This is a genomic window from Modestobacter sp. SYSU DS0290 (genome assembly GCF_054050955.1).
The window spans coordinates 76,918-91,046 of sequence record NZ_JBJHAI010000012.1 but is presented as its reverse complement, the minus strand read 5'-3'; the positions used below and the strand labels follow the sequence as shown (position 1 = coordinate 91,046).

Below are 14,129 nucleotides of genomic sequence, written 5' to 3'. Positions count from 1 at the left end.
AGCCGGCGCGTGCCCGCGGACCGGTCAGCGGTAGCTCTGCGGGTAGCCCGGCTCGGGCACGTGCTCAGCGGCCGGGGGCGGGCCGTAGTCGTTGGCGTGGTCCTCCCCGGGCAGGAACCCGAGCTGGACCAGCAGGACCAGGCCGCCCACCAGCGGGATCAGACCGATGAGCAGCCACCAGGCCGAGTGCCCGCGGTCGTGCAGGCGGGTGACGTTGGAGGAGAAGGACGGCACCAGCGTCAGCAGCCCGACGATCGGCGACAGCACACCGAGCGTCGTCTGCAGGCTGGCGCTGGTGGTCGTGGCCGTCGTGCCGGTCACCTCGCTGAAGCCGAGGGCCAGGTCGGCGGCGACGGCCAGGGCGTTGAGCAGCAGGATCGGCAGCACGTAGTGCAGCCAGAAGGTGCGGCGGGAGATCCGCCCGCGGGACACGTACCACTGGGCGATGCTCACGGGACCTCGTCGTCGTTGCGGTTGGGCGCCGTCCGGACGGCCGGCGGCTCATCGTGGCGGTCACGCAGGGTGGCGTCTGTCCCCCGGCCGGGTGACACGGTGGACGGTCAGGTCGGTGGCGAGCCGTACCGGTTGGCGTGCGGCTGGGTGCCGAGGAACCCGGCGGTCACCAGCAGCACCAGCCAGCCGACCCCCGGCAGCAGCGCCCACAGGAGCCACCAGGCCGAGTGGTCGCGGTCGTGCAGCCGGGTCACGGTGGCCGCGACGTTCGGCACGACCAGCACGAGCGCGGCCAGCACGGTCACCGGGCCGCCCTGGCTGGGGAAGGCCCACAGCAGGTCGGCGACGTCCAGGGCGTTCTCCCGGTCCTCGAAGCGCGGGAAGGCGTCCGGGAAGGTCGATGCGTCGACCAGCGAGGCCAGCACCCCGATGAACAGGATGACGAGCACGTAGCGCAGCCACCAGTCGCTGCGCTGGATCCGCCCGGTCGGGACGTACCAGGCGACGGGGCCGACCCGGCCGTCGTTGCCGGTCACGGCGTGACGGCCTCCCGGCAGCCACTGGCCAGGGCCCGCTGCGCGGCCTCGAGCACCCGGACGACGTCCCGGCCGAACGCCACGTCGCACGGGTGCGCACCGCCGGTGAGCGCGGCCGCCTGCAGCTCGTCGACGGCCACGCCGTGCGCCTCGACCGCCGTGCCGGACTCCGGGAGCAGCACGAGCCGACCGGCGTCCCCGTGCACCCCGATGTCGATGCCGGTGGCCAGCCCGGCCACCGTGCTGGAGACGGTCACCGTGCTCGCGCGGCCCTCGGGGTGGGTGAGCACCAGGTGCACCGTGTCCCCCTGCCCCGCACCCGCCTGGACGGCGCTGACCGGACCGAGCGCCGGGACGAGGAGGGAGAGCGCGTGCGGTCCGACGTCCCAGAGCGCGCCGTGCTCCCGCCGCCAGGGGGTGTCGAACGGCGAGCCGGTCAGCCGGCCGAGCCAGGTGACCGCGCCACCGGCCAGGCGGGTGCGGGACGCCTGCTCGAGCCACGTGGACGTCGCCGTCCGGAAGCGGTTGGTGAAGAAGACGACCGAGGCGACGCCGGCGGACTCCACGGCGGCGACCACCCGGTCGGCGGCGTCGACCGACAGTGCGACCGGCTTCTCCAGCAGCAGGTGCTTGCCGGCTGCTGCGGCCCGCTCGGCCAGCGGGGCCTGCACGTCCGGCGGCAGCGCGAAGCTCACCGCGTCGACGTCGGCGAGGAGCGCGTCGAGGTCGACGGTGCCCGGGACCTCGAACCGCGCCCCGGCCGCCTTCGCCTTGGCCAGGTCCCGGCCCCACACGCCGACCAGCTCCGCGTCCGGGTGCGCCGCCAGCGAGGCGGCGTGCACCTCGGTGGCCCAGAACCCGGTGCCGAGCACCCCGAACCGCATGTCAGACGGCGCCGAACTGGCGGTCCCCGGCGTCACCGAGGCCGGGGACGATGTAGGCGTTCTCGTCCAGGCCCTGGTCGATGCTGGCGGTGAAGACGCGCAGCGGCAGGCCGCTGTTCTCCAGGCGCTCGATCCCCTCGGGCGCGGCGAGCACGCAGAGCACGGTGATGTCGGTGCAGCCGCGGTCGGTGAGGAGCGTGCAGCAGTGCACCAGCGATCCACCGGTGGCCAGCATCGGGTCGAGCACGAAGACCGCCCGGCCGACCAGCGACTCCGGCAGCGAGGCCATGTAGGCCTCGGGCTGGAAGGTGACCTCGTTGCGGGCGAGGCCGACGAAGCCCATCTGCGACTCCGGCAGCATGCCGTGCGCGGTGTCGGCCATGCCGAGGCCGGCGCGGAGCACCGGGACGATCAGCGGCGGGCCGGCCAGCCGGTAGCCGATGGTGCCGGTGACCGGGGTGGTGATCGACTCCTCGACGACCTCGAGGTCACGGGTGGCCTCGTAGACCAGCATCTGGGTCAGCTCGCGCAGGGCGGCGCGGAACGCGGCGTTGTCCGTGCGCTCGTCGCGCATCCGGGACAGGCGGGCGCGGGCGATCGGGTGGTCGACGACGGTCAGCTGCACGGCGCACACCGTATCGGCCCCCCGTGGCCGGTCAGGCGCTGAGCCGGGCGGTGGGGACGGTGTTCCTCGGTCCCGTGCAACCTCTGAGGGACTCCTGAGCGTGTCTTCAGGTAGTGGGGTGCGGACTCCACGGTGACCCGGGAGACGGAGGTGCAGTGGAGCCGGACGACGTGTCCTTCCACGCGTTCGTGCGGACCTGGTCGCCAGGTCTGATGCGCACGGCCTTCCTGCTGACCGGGGACCACGGGCACGCCGAGGACCTGCTGCAGACGGCACTGATGCAGGTGTCCCGGCGCTGGGCGCGGTTGTCCGACCCGGAGCTCGCCTACGGCTACGCACGTACCGCGCTGGTGAACACCCACACCAGCTGGCGTCGTCGCCGCCGCGTGCCCGAGCGCCTCATCGCCGACCACGACGAGGCGTTGCCGCCGGCGCACGAGCACTTCACCCCGGCCGACCGGACGACAGCCGCACTGCAGTCCCTGTCCCCGGGGATGCGGGCCGTGCTGGTGCTCCGGTTCCACGAGGACCTCTCCGAGGCCGACACCGCCCGGGTCCTGGGGTGCTCGGTGGGCAACGTCAAGAGCCAGACCTCCCGCGCCCTGACCCGGATGCGGGAGCACCTCGCGGCCAGCGACGCCGCTGCCCAGCCGGCACGACCGATGGACGACGCCGGCGTCACCCCCAGGAGGCGACCGTGAACACCGACCAGCTCCGGATCGACCTCGACCACCTGGCGGACCAGGCCGCCGCCCCGTCACCCCGGCTCGCCGACGACGTCCTGGCGCGACGCCGCACCCAGCGCAACCGCCGGCTCACGACCGTGGGCACCGGACTGGCCGTCGTCCTGGTGGTCGCTCTGGTGCCCGTCGTCGGCAGCCTCCGCGACGTCCCCGGCGGGCAGGCGGCCGAGGCGGTCGGCGGCGCCTCGGCCGCCGGCACCCGTGGCTCGCTGGCCGAGGACCCGGCGTTCCTCGCGGCCCTGCGCGAGCTGCCGTGGACCTACCAGCAGTGGCGCTCACCCGACGGCACCGGGTTCACCATCGACCCGCAGCCCCAGCCGGCCGAGGACTGGACGTCGGTGACGGTGGACCTGGCCGCCGCCTACCGCCCCGACCAGCGGGAGGTCCTGTTCGCCGGCGACGTGCCCGGAGGCCGATGGGCCCTGGTCGCCCTGCGCGCTGCCGGCGGGGACACGGTGGCCTGGTTCACCGGCCCGGCCGGTGCCGGCGCGGACGAGATGAGCATCTCCGGGACCCCGCAGACCCGGGTCGGCGACGAGCCGCTCGCGCACGTCGACCTCCGTGACCCCCAGCGCTCCCTGGTGGTCGTGACCGCTCCCGGTGACCAGGTGCAGGTGTCCGACCGGGCGGTGCTGGACGCCGACGGCACCGTTCGCCGCTCCTTCGAGCCCGTCGCCGACGAGGACCGGGACGGCGTGGTCGTAACCGCGCTGGAGAGCTCCACCCGGTTCGGCGTCCCCGCCAGCGTCCGCGTCCTCCGGGGTGGCGAGGACATCTGGCGCACCGCGCCCAGCGTCGCCGGACCGGCCGCCGGGATCGACCCGGACGACGCGCGGGGGTGGCCGGTGGGGATCCAGAGCCGCTTCGCCGGCACGGTCGACCCCGGCCACGACTACCTGGACCAGGCGCTGACGACCGCATTGGGGCCGTTCGGGACGGAGCTGACGGACCTCGCGGACGGCGGCGCCCCCGAGCTCGTGCAGGTGTTCCAGGGACCGGACGCGGGTTCGCCGGCGACCGGATCGGCACCGCTGATCACGGTGTACAGCATCCGGATGCCCTCGGGCGCTCGCCTGCTCGTCGGCGGGCACACCCGCACGCCCGGGGAACCCGCACCCGCCGGGCGCACGCCGGACCAGGCGGTGAGCTACCTGGACGTCCGCCCGGCGGACGACCCGGTCGAGGGCGACGTCGTCGCCATCGACATGGAGGTGGGCATCCGGACCCTGGTCATCAGCGGACCGCGGGGTGCCACCGAGGCGGTGGTCCTCGACGCTGACGGCGCGCAGCAGGTACGGGTGCCCCTCGAGGAAGGCGTCACGAGCCTGCCCTTCCCGGCGGGTGCGTCCGCCGTCCAGGTGGTCGACCGGAACGGCCGGCTGACCCCGGCGGAGCCGATCAGCTCCGGGCAGATCGGCTCCTGGGGCGACTTCGGGAGCAGCTCCACGACGTCGTTCGCCACCCCGATCCCCCCGCCGGCGTGAACCGGCTGCGGCCCGAGGCCGAACCAGCCAGCGTCCTGGCGGCGCGACAGCTCATCGAGGACGCCCGACAGCGCCGCTTCGCGCTAGGCCCCCGCCGGACGCCACCGTCGGGGATCCGGTCCGCCGTCGCCCTGCCCCACCCGCCCGTGCCCGGGCCGCACCGAACGGCCGACTGATCGGATCGGGACGGCCCGGGCCATCGGCTGGCGGGCCATCGCCTGACGGGTCGCAGCCGTGCGTCAGCCGGCGTCCGCGCTCGCGGTGAGCAGCGCGCTCAGCAGGTGCAGGTAGCCGGGGTGGGCGAGCTCCAGCGACGGCAGGCCGGCTCCGTCGGCCCACCGGATCTCGTCGTGCTCGTCAGGGCAGGCGTTGGTGGGCGTCCCGCGCCAGGCGCGCACCGCCCAGACGCCCAGGCTCAGGTCCGCGGCCGGGTCACTGATGCGCGCCACCGGCTCGGGGTCGATGGCCAGCGCCTCGACCCCGAGTTCCTCGCGCAGCTCGCGGCGGAGCGCATCGAGCTCCGTCTCGCCGTCGTCGACGTGTCCACCGGGCAGGTCCCAGACGTCGGGGTACCAGCGGCGGTGCGGTGACCGGTGGGTGAGCAGGACCCGTCCATCCTGGAGGAGCGCCCCGGTGACGACGTGGTGCACGTGAGCAGTCGACCACGCCCGACGTCCGGCCCTCGAGCAGCCACCTGAGGCGGGCTCCGCCGGGATCAGGTGAGCAGGGGCCCGATCAGGATCTCGGTGCCGTCGGGCCGCCACGTGCGCCATCGTCCGTCGGGTTGTCGCTCGATCCGGAACCCGTGGTGGACCTTGGTGTGGTGCCGTTCGCACAGCAACGCCGAGTTGCTCAACGACGTCTCACCACCGTTGATCCAGTGGACCAGGTGGTGCACGTCGGCCCACCAGTGCGGCGCCCCGCACCCGGCGAACACGCAGCTCTTGTCCCGCGCCACCACCGCCCGGCGCAGCCCGGGGGTGACCACCCGGTGCTTGCGGCCCAGCTCCAGCGGTTCCCCGTCCGGGCCCAGCACGATCCGGGAGACCACCGCGTCACAGGCCAGCCACCGGGCCCGCGCGGCGGAGATCACCGCCCCGAAACCGGTCTGCGCCGCACCGGCACCGGTCCCCGGGGCGGCCAGGTCCTCCACGTCCAGACCGAGGACCACGTGCGGCTTCTCCGTGCGCAGCGTCGGCAAGCCGCCGGACGCGAGGGCGTTGTCGCACAGCTGCACGAGCGCATCGGCCTGCTGCTGCGCGCGGGTGCGGGTGTCGCCCTTCGGCCGGTCTGCCTGCAGCATCGACTCGACCGCCGCCTTGAACTTCTCCCCACCCACGGCATCGGCATCCAGCCGCGCGGTGATGCTCCCGTCGGCGTGCGTGGCGATGCTCAGCCGCCGCCCCTCCGTGGGATCCGGCTCCGGCCCGTCGGGGTCCAGTGCGTCCTCGAACGCCCGCACCGCCACGACCAGCGACGCATGCGGCGCCCCCCGCGCGACATCCGCCCATGCGGAGTCGAACGCGGCCAGGTCGATCCCCTGCTCCTCGGCTCGGGCCACCTCGCCCGGGCCGACCGCGCCGGCGACCACGTCGACCTGCGCCGCGGTGACCTCACCGCGCTCGAACCCGGCTGCCAGCGCCGGGAAGGACTCCAGCACCCGGCCAGCCCGCACCACCCGCGACGCCTCACCAACCGACAGGCGGGCGTGCCCGAGCAGCCACGACCGCATCGACTTCAGCCCATCACGCTCCGCGGCCTGGGTCAGCTCCGCGTGCCGCACCGTGCGGGCCAGCTCGGCGTCCAGCCGGTTCCGCGCGGCCACCAGCAACGCCGTCCGCTCCAGCACTGCACCATCGCGGAGCCCGTGCAGTTCCTCGCCCACCCGAGAGTCCAACGCCGACAGCACGCCCAACCCCGACAGGTCGTCCGTGGGGAGCTCCGCGACCACGTTCGGCGCAGGGGCGTCCAGCGTCACCGAGCCGCCCACGGACACCCCCCCGCCATTCGAATGTGTGTTCGAACTCTATCGACGAATGGGCAGCCTCACCAGTCGAATCCGCAGGTCAACGACCTGTCCACAGATCAGCTGGGAGCCTTGACACCCGGCTCGATCGGTTGAGCCACCGCTCAATCACCCGACGGCCCGGCGGCCGGACCCAGCCCCGACGGCACCCGCCGGGCGATGACCCAGGTGACGCCTCCGGCGGCGGCGAACACCGCCGCCAGCACCCCCCACCCGACGACACCGTGCTCGATGGCGGTCGCAGTGACCACCAGCGGGGCGAGCATGGCGCCCAGGGAGTAGCCGGTCTGGCTCACCCCCTGATAGGCGCCGGCGCTGCGCGGGTCGGCGAGCTCGAAGGCGAGGCCCCAGTTGCCCGCCTCCGCCCACATCTCCGCACCCGAATGAGCCAGCACCGCCAGCACCAGCACCGCCACGGCGACGGCCGCTCCCCCGGCACCCGCCACCGCGTAGAACGCGCAGGCAAGCGCCAGCAACAGCCCCGCCCGGGCAACCACGCGACCGGCGACCCTGACATCGTCGGTCCCGCGGGCGGCCCGCACCTGGAAGAGCGCGACCACCACCGTGTTGAGCACGAGCAACGCCGAGACCGTCACCGCCGGCGCGTCGGTGTGCGACGCCACCCACAGCGGCACCCCGACGGTCTGCAGCCCGAAGTGCATCGCCATCACGGCGCTCAGCCCGGTCACCGCCAGGTACCGGCGGTCCCGCAGCGGTGAGGGGCCCCGGGTCCCCGCGGCCAGCGGATCCGGCAGCCCGTCACTCCCGACCGGCTCCCCCTGCCGGGCCAGGCGGCGCAGCGGCGGGCAGGACACCAGCACGAACAGCCCGGAGACGAGCATCGCCGCCCGGTAGGCGACGCCGGTGTCCACCAGCAGCGCCACCCCCGCCAGGACCGTCCCCAGCCCGATGAACACGTTGGTCACCACCCGCAGCCGGGCTCGGACGACGACCCGGTCAGCGCCGGTGAAGCTGCGGGCGAGCACGGCCTGCCGCGCCGTCGACTGGGTGTAGCGCAGGCCCACGGCGCAGCAGGCAACGGCGATGAACAAGGCCGTCGTCCTGGCACCCACGTAGGCCACCAGAGCCAGCCCCTGACCCAGCGTCGCCAGGAGGAGGAGTCGCCGGGCGCCGAGCCGGTCGGCGAGGAACCCCGCCCCCAGCGAGCCCGCGACGCCAGCTGCCCCGGCGACCGTGAGGCCGGCCCCGACGGTCGTGGCGGACATGCCCAGCACCCGGGTGAAGAACAGCGCGCTCACCGTGTAGAAGACGCCACTGCTCAGCGAGGTGGCCATGGTGGCCCAGGTCAGCGCGCGGGCCACCGGGTCGTGCGGCGCCAGCGTCTCCCGCATGCCGGCCAGGGGTCCGCCGTGAACGTTCACCGTCTGCACGTGGTCTTCCTGCCACCCGGGGCGCGGCAGGCACACGGAGATAGCGTTGTGCTTGATGATCCGCTACGAGCTGGCCGGGATGGACCTGGCCGACGTGCGCTTCGCCATCTCGCCGCTCAACGAACTGGTCCTCTCGCTGCGCGCCTGGCGCGACCCGGGCCGGCACCCGCTGCACCTGCCCTGGCTCCGGCGCGTCACGGAGGCGAGGTCCGAGCTCGACGCCCCCCTGCTGCTCGCGCTGACCGACGCCCGGCTGTGGACACCGGACTTCCTGACCCCACGCCCCGGTTCACCGTTGACCCGGATCGAGGACGAGCTGACCGCCCTCCGGGGAACGCCGGAGGAGCGGGTGATCCCGGACGTGATGGCGGTGCACGCGGTCACCGACCCCGCCGACCTCCCCGAGGTCCTGCGCGGCCCGGCGCCCCAGGTGCTCGATCGGATCGTCGACGCCCTGGCCCGGTACTGGGACCGCTGCTTCGCCGACGACTGGCCGCGGATGCGCGCCCTGCTGGAGGCCGACGTGATGCACCGTGGCCGCGAGATGGCCCGCCACGGGCTCGCGCACATGTTCGCCGGCCTGGCCGAGGGGGTGTCGTTCGCGGACGGCGTGGTCCGGGTGCGGATGCACACCGGCGTCACCTACGCCCGGTCCACGCAGGGGGACGGGCTCACCCTCACCCCGACGATGTTCACCCGCAGCGCCTCCGCCCCCATCTCCCCCGCCGAGCCACCCCTGCTCATGTACGGCGTCCGGGGGCTCGGCACCCTCTGGGAGCGCGACCGCTCACCCGCCGCCGGCGCGCTGGCCGGGGTCATCGGCCGGGTGCGCGCGGAGCTGCTGCAGCAGCTCGGCACACCGGCGTCCTCGACCGAGCTCGCGGCGCGGGCCGGGGTCACCCCCGCTGCGGTCAATCAGCACCTGCGGGCGCTGCGGGCGGCGGGGTTGCTGCTCTCCGCCCGCTACGGCCGCGCCGTGCTGTACCGGCGTTCGCCGCTGGGGGACGACCTGCTGGCCGCCGCTCGCTGAGCCTCCCCACCGGGGGGCAGCACCCTCCGGCCCCGGAGCCGGGCAGTGGAGAATGCCCGGCATGACCCACGTGCTCGACCCGAACGCCCTGGCCGGGTCCGGCGGCGCCCCGGGCACCCCGCCGGACCCCTTCGCCGACGTGACCCGCTCGGACGACGCCTTCCGCGCCTTCCTGCACGGGCTGCCCGGCGTCGACCAGGTGGGCGCGCAGCAGCGGGTCACCGTCCTCGGCTCCCGCTCGATCAAGAGCACCGCGAAGGCCTGGGCCATCGACACCGCGATCTCGATGGTCGACCTGACCACCCTCGAGGGGGCCGACACCCCCGGCAAGGTGCGCAGCCTGGCCGCGAAGGCCCGGCGCCCCGACCCCGAGGACCTCACCTGCCCGGCCGTCGCCGCGGTCTGCGTCTACGGCGACCTCGCGGGCGTGGCCAAGGAGGCGCTGGCCGGCACCGACATCAACGTCGCCGCCGTCGCCACCGCCTTCCCCAGCGGCCGGGCCAGCCGGGCGGTCAAGCTCGCCGACGTCCGGGACGCGGTCGCGAACGGCGCCGACGAGATCGACATGGTCATCGACCGCGGCGCCTTCCTGACCGGCCGCTACCTCGACGTCTTCGAGGAGATCGTCGCGGTCAAGGAGGCCTGCGGCACCGCACACCTCAAGGTCATCCTGGAGACCGGCGAGCTGGTCACGCTGGACAACGTGCGCCGCGCGTCCTGGCTGGCGATGCTCGCCGGCGGCGACTTCATCAAGACCTCCACCGGGAAGATCTCCCCCGCCGCCACGCTGCCGGTCTGCCTGGTGATGATGGAGGCGGTCCGCGACTTCCGGGCCGCCACCGGCCGCCAGGTCGGCGTCAAGCCCGCGGGCGGCATCCGGACGACGAAGGACGCCGTCAAGCACCTGGTGCTGGTCAACGAGACCGCCGGCGCCGACTGGCTCTCCCCCGACTGGTTCCGCATCGGCGCCTCCAGCCTGCTCAACGACCTGCTCCTGCAGCGCCAGAAGCTCCGCACCGGCCACTACTCCGGCCCCGACCACGTGAGCGTGGACTGATGACCAGCTTGTTCGAGTACGCGCCCGCGCCCGAGTCGCGGTCGATCGTCGACCTCAAGCCCAGCTACGGCCTGTTCGTCGACGGCGAGTTCACCGACGGCGGCGGCACCCCGCTGAAGACCGTCAACCCGGCCACGGAGGAGGTGCTCAGCGAGGTCGCCGTCGGCACGGAGGAGGACGTCGACCGCGCCGTCCGCGCCGCCCGCCGCGCCTTCACCCGCGTCTGGGGGCCGATGCGCCCGGCCGACCGCGGCAAGTACCTGTTCCGCATCGCCCGGCTGCTGCAGGAGCGGGCGCGGGAGTTCGCCGTCCTGGAGAGCCTGGACAACGGCAAGCCGATCCGGGAGAGCCGCGACGTCGACGTCCCGCTGGCCGCGGCGCACTTCTTCTACCACGCGGGCTGGGCCGACAAGCTCGAGCACGCGGGCCTCGGTCCGGCCCCGCGCCCCCTGGGCGTGGCCGGCCAGGTCATCCCGTGGAACTTCCCGCTGTTGATGCTGGCGTGGAAGGTCGCCCCGGCGCTGGCGGCCGGCAACACCGTCGTCCTCAAGCCCGCCGAGACGACCCCGCTGACCGCGCTGCTGTTCGCCGAGGTGTGCCAGCAGGCCGACCTGCCCCCGGGCGTGGTCAACATCGTGACCGGCGCCGGCGCCACCGGCCGTGCGGTCGTCGCCCACCCCGACGTCGACAAGGTGGCCTTCACCGGCTCCACCGAGGTCGGCCGGGAGATCGCCCGCTCGGTCGCCGGCACCGAGAAGCGGCTGACGCTGGAGCTGGGCGGCAAGGCCGCGAACATCGTCTTCGACGACGCCCCGGTCGACCAGGCCGTCGAGGGGATCGTCCGCGGCATCTTCTTCAACCAGGGCCACGTCTGCTGCGCCGGCTCCCGGCTGCTGGTCCAGGAGTCGGTGCACGACGAGGTGGTGGCGGCGCTGCAGCGGCGGATCGGCACCCTGCGCGTCGGCGACCCGCTGGACAAGAACACCGACCTGGGTGCGATCAACTCCGCGGAGCAGCTGGCCCGGATCCGGGAGCTGTCGGCGATCGGCGAGGCCGAGGGCGCGCAGCGCTGGCAGCCGGCCTGCGACCTCCCCGACCGCGGGTACTGGTTCCCCCCGACGGTCTTCACCGGCGTGTCCGCGGCGCACCGGATCGCGCGCGACGAGGTCTTCGGGCCGGTGCTGTCCGTGCTCACCTTCCGCACCCCCGACGAGGCGGTCGCGAAGGCCAACAACTCGACCTACGGGCTGTCGGCCGGCATCTGGTCGGAGAAGGGCTCGCGCATCCTGAAGATCGCCGACCAGCTGCGCGCCGGCGTCGTGTGGGCCAACACCTTCAACGAGTTCGACCCGACCTCGCCGTTCGGCGGCTACAAGCAGTCCGGCTACGGCCGGGAGGGCGGCCGGCAGGGCCTGGCCGCGTACCTGGAGGCTTCCAAGTGACCGACCGGCTCGCCGTGCGCAAGACGTACAAGCTCTACCTGGGCGGGGCGTTCCCCCGCTCGGAGTCCGGGCGCACCTACGAGGTGCGCGACGCCAAGGGCCACTTCCTGGCCAACGCCGCCTGGGCCTCCCGCAAGGACGCCCGGGACGCCGTGGTCGCCGCCCGGGGCGCCTTCGCCAAGTGGTCGGGCGCCACCGCCTACAACCGCGGCCAGGTGCTCTACCGGGTCGCGGAGGTGATGGAGGGCCGCGCGGCCCAGTTCGCCGAGGAGGTCGCCGCCGGCGAGGGACTGAGCACCGCCAAGGCCCGGGCCGCCGTCGACGCCGCGATCGACCGCTGGGTCTGGTACGCCGGGTGGACCGACAAGCTGGCCGCCGTGCTGGGCAGCAGCAACCCGGTCGCCGGCCCGTACTTCGGCTTCTCCACCCCGGAGCCGACCGGCGTCGTGGCGGTCCTCGCTCCGCAGCGGTCGAGCCTGCTCGGCCTGGTCAGCGTGCTCGCGCCGGTGCTCGCCGGCGGGAACACCGCCGTCGTCGTCTCGGCCAGGGAGCGCCCGCTGCCGGCGATCACCCTCGGCGAGGTCCTGGCCACCTCCGATGTCCCCGGTGGGGTGGTCAACCTGCTCACCGGCGACGCCGCGGAGATCGGGCCCTGGCTGGCCGAGCACGCCGACGTCGACGCGATCGACCTGGCCGGTGCGCCCGGCCCCCTGGCGATGGAGCTGGAGCGCTCGGCGGCCGGCACGATCAAGCGGGTGCTGCGGGCGCCCGCGGAGGAGCCGGACTGGACCGCGGACCCCGGTCTGAGCCGGCTGACGCCGTTCCTGGAGACCAAGAGCGTCTGGCATCCGATGGGGGTGTGAGCGCAGCTGCGCTCGACCGGGCAGGATGGGCTGGTGGCCAGGCCCAGCATCGTCCCCATCGCCCTCACCCTCGACGACCGCACCGGCTACACGCTCTGGGCGCCTCCCTGGGAGGAGGACGGCGAGGAGTGGCAGGCGTTCCTCGGCAGCACGGTCGACGTGCCCGCCGACCTGAACGACGACGACCCGGAGGACGGCGTCACCAAGGCCGTCGTCCACCTGTTCCCCTCCCCCGCCGCGCTGGCCGCGTTCTGCCGCACCAACACCGACCACGATCTCGCCGACCACCCGGTCTGGCCGGTCGTGGCCGGGCTGGACGCCGGTGACCTGACCCCCGACGAGGACCACCGGTTCGACCTCGACGGCGTCTACGACGTGGTCGCGGAGAACCCGGACCGCTGGGCCGTCGACGAGCTGGCCGCCGTCATCGACGTGGTCGGCCGCATCGCCGAGTGCTGCGACACCACCGATGACGACGACGACCTGCTGGACGACGACGAGACCGAGTTCGAGTCCGTCGCCGAGCTGGTCTCCCGCCCCGAGGTGGCCGCGCTGCCCCTCGGTGTGCAGGCGTTCCTCGGCCGCACCGGCGAGGAGTCCTGGGGGCGGCTGGGCACCGCGATCGACGAGCTCTGGGAGGACGTCCTCGAGGAGCTCGACGACCACCTGGACTGGACCGGCGCCGGCCGGGTCTCCCCGGACGACTACCCGTCGGCCGCCGAGGAGGCCGAGGCCCGCGCGGCGGACCCGGACGACGAGGACGAGGACGAGGACGTCGACCTGCTCGACGACGAGGACGACGCCCGCCCGGCCGTGGCCCGGGCGAGCGCCCAGCGCCAGCCGGCCGGCTCCACCGCCGCCGAGCCCGGCGTGGTCACCACCGGCACGCGGGCGATCCGCGGCGGCAGCCGGCTGACCGCCAGCCCGGCCGCGGTCGCCGCCGCCCAGGAGTTCTGGGAGGCGGTCGGCATCCTGCCCGTCGAGCTCGTCGTCCCCGAGGGCGCCGGTCTGACGCTGCGCTGCTACGTCGAGGACCGCGCCCGGTTCCTCGGCCGGGACGGGCAGGTCTTCCTGTTCCCGTCCCCGGTCGAGCTGGCCCGCTTCTGCGCCTCCGACGAGCGCCACGACCTCACCGGCATCGCATCCTGGCCGGAGGTGGCCGACACCGACGTCCTGCCGCTGCCGGCCGACCAGGACCGCTACGACCTCACCGTGCTCGCCGAGGTGCTGCGCGAGGTGGCCGACGGCGCGGGCGGGCTGGCCCGGCACGAGGCGCTGGAGCAGCCGGTGGAGGGCGTGCGCGACGTCGCCGAGTACGCCGGGCTGACCCGGGTCGAGGAACTGCTCACCGGGGACACCCCGCTGGGCCGCGCCGTCGCCCGCAGCGAGTCCGACCCGACCGCGCCGCTGCCCGCGCAGGACGCCGCCGCGCTGGCGAGCACCTGGGACGAGGTCGTCACCGAGGTCAGCGGGGCCCTGCGCTTCCGCGACTAGCACCGAACGGCGACCAGCACCGAACGGCAACGGCCGGCCCCCGCAGTGCGGGAGCCGGCCGTTGCCGTTGCTCACCCGTCCCTCGCGGGACGGGCCTGACC

Annotated in this window: 14 protein-coding genes; 7 read left to right on the top strand and 7 right to left on the bottom strand. The window is 74.4% G+C overall.

Annotation, left to right across the window (positions count from 1 at the left end):
- Positions 1 to 24 precede the first annotated feature (24 nt).
- The 4 genes from ACI795_RS12030 to upp all read right to left on the bottom strand — a co-directional run bounded on the left by ACI795_RS12030 (position 25) and on the right by upp (position 2,498).
- A complete protein-coding gene (locus tag ACI795_RS12030) occupies positions 25 to 453 on the bottom strand; it encodes a DUF805 domain-containing protein (protein WP_457075737.1) in 429 nt (142 codons plus the stop codon).
- A 107-nt stretch (positions 454 to 560) separates the two neighbouring features.
- Complete coding sequence (locus ACI795_RS12025) at positions 561 to 989, bottom strand: DUF805 domain-containing protein (RefSeq protein WP_457075736.1); 429 nt, start codon at positions 987 to 989, stop codon at positions 561 to 563.
- Positions 986 to 1,873 (bottom strand): Gfo/Idh/MocA family protein, encoded by an 888-nt coding sequence (locus ACI795_RS12020; RefSeq protein ID WP_457075734.1) that lies wholly within the window; start codon positions 1,871 to 1,873, stop codon positions 986 to 988. Before ACI795_RS12020 ends, ACI795_RS12025 begins: the two co-directional genes overlap by 4 nt.
- Before the next feature lies 1 nt (position 1,874).
- Entirely contained in the window at positions 1,875 to 2,498 is a 624-nt protein-coding gene (gene upp, locus ACI795_RS12015; protein ID WP_457075733.1) for a uracil phosphoribosyltransferase, read from the bottom strand.
- 155 nt (positions 2,499 to 2,653) lie between these two features.
- Here upp and ACI795_RS12010 point away from each other — a divergent pair, with 155 nt between their 5' ends.
- Entirely contained in the window at positions 2,654 to 3,199 is a 546-nt protein-coding gene (locus ACI795_RS12010; protein ID WP_457075731.1) for a SigE family RNA polymerase sigma factor, read from the top strand.
- Positions 3,196 to 4,725, top strand: coding sequence for a hypothetical protein (locus tag ACI795_RS12005; RefSeq protein ID WP_457075730.1), 1,530 nt, complete (start codon positions 3,196 to 3,198; stop codon positions 4,723 to 4,725). The genes ACI795_RS12010 and ACI795_RS12005 overlap by 4 nt, the downstream gene beginning before the upstream one ends.
- A gap of 239 nt (positions 4,726 to 4,964) precedes the next feature.
- On the opposite strand, the gene ACI795_RS12000 is transcribed toward ACI795_RS12005, so the two are convergent.
- From ACI795_RS12000 to ACI795_RS11990, 3 genes are all read right to left on the bottom strand, one after another.
- Entirely contained in the window at positions 4,965 to 5,375 is a 411-nt protein-coding gene (locus tag ACI795_RS12000) for an NUDIX domain-containing protein (RefSeq protein ID WP_457075729.1), read from the bottom strand.
- Positions 5,376 to 5,440: 65 nt separating this feature from the next.
- Positions 5,441 to 6,715, bottom strand: coding sequence for a DUF222 domain-containing protein (locus tag ACI795_RS11995; RefSeq protein ID WP_457075728.1), 1,275 nt, complete (start codon positions 6,713 to 6,715; stop codon positions 5,441 to 5,443).
- Positions 6,716 to 6,855: 140 nt separating this feature from the next.
- Positions 6,856 to 8,142: an MFS transporter gene (locus tag ACI795_RS11990; RefSeq protein WP_457075727.1), complete on the bottom strand. Its 1,287-nt coding sequence runs from the start codon at positions 8,140 to 8,142 to the stop codon at positions 6,856 to 6,858.
- A gap of 55 nt (positions 8,143 to 8,197) precedes the next feature.
- On the opposite strand from ACI795_RS11990, the gene ACI795_RS11985 reads away from it, so the two are divergent.
- The 5 genes from ACI795_RS11985 to ACI795_RS11965 all read left to right on the top strand — a co-directional run bounded on the left by ACI795_RS11985 (position 8,198) and on the right by ACI795_RS11965 (position 14,028).
- Positions 8,198 to 9,172 (top strand): DUF5937 family protein, encoded by a 975-nt coding sequence (locus ACI795_RS11985; protein ID WP_457075726.1) that lies wholly within the window; start codon positions 8,198 to 8,200, stop codon positions 9,170 to 9,172.
- Between the two features lie 61 nt (positions 9,173 to 9,233).
- A complete protein-coding gene (gene deoC / locus ACI795_RS11980; protein ID WP_457075725.1) occupies positions 9,234 to 10,229 on the top strand; it encodes a deoxyribose-phosphate aldolase in 996 nt (331 codons plus the stop codon).
- The gene (locus ACI795_RS11975) at positions 10,229 to 11,671 is read left to right on the top strand and encodes an aldehyde dehydrogenase family protein (RefSeq protein WP_457075724.1); all 1,443 of its coding nucleotides are present in this window, start codon (positions 10,229 to 10,231) and stop codon (positions 11,669 to 11,671) included. Before deoC ends, ACI795_RS11975 begins: the two co-directional genes overlap by 1 nt.
- Complete coding sequence (locus tag ACI795_RS11970; protein WP_457075723.1) at positions 11,668 to 12,534, top strand: aldehyde dehydrogenase family protein; 867 nt, start codon at positions 11,668 to 11,670, stop codon at positions 12,532 to 12,534. Before ACI795_RS11975 ends, ACI795_RS11970 begins: the two co-directional genes overlap by 4 nt.
- A 33-nt stretch (positions 12,535 to 12,567) precedes the next feature.
- A complete protein-coding gene (locus tag ACI795_RS11965) occupies positions 12,568 to 14,028 on the top strand; it encodes a hypothetical protein (protein ID WP_457075722.1) in 1,461 nt (486 codons plus the stop codon).
- The last annotated feature ends 101 nt before the right edge of the window (positions 14,029 to 14,129 follow it).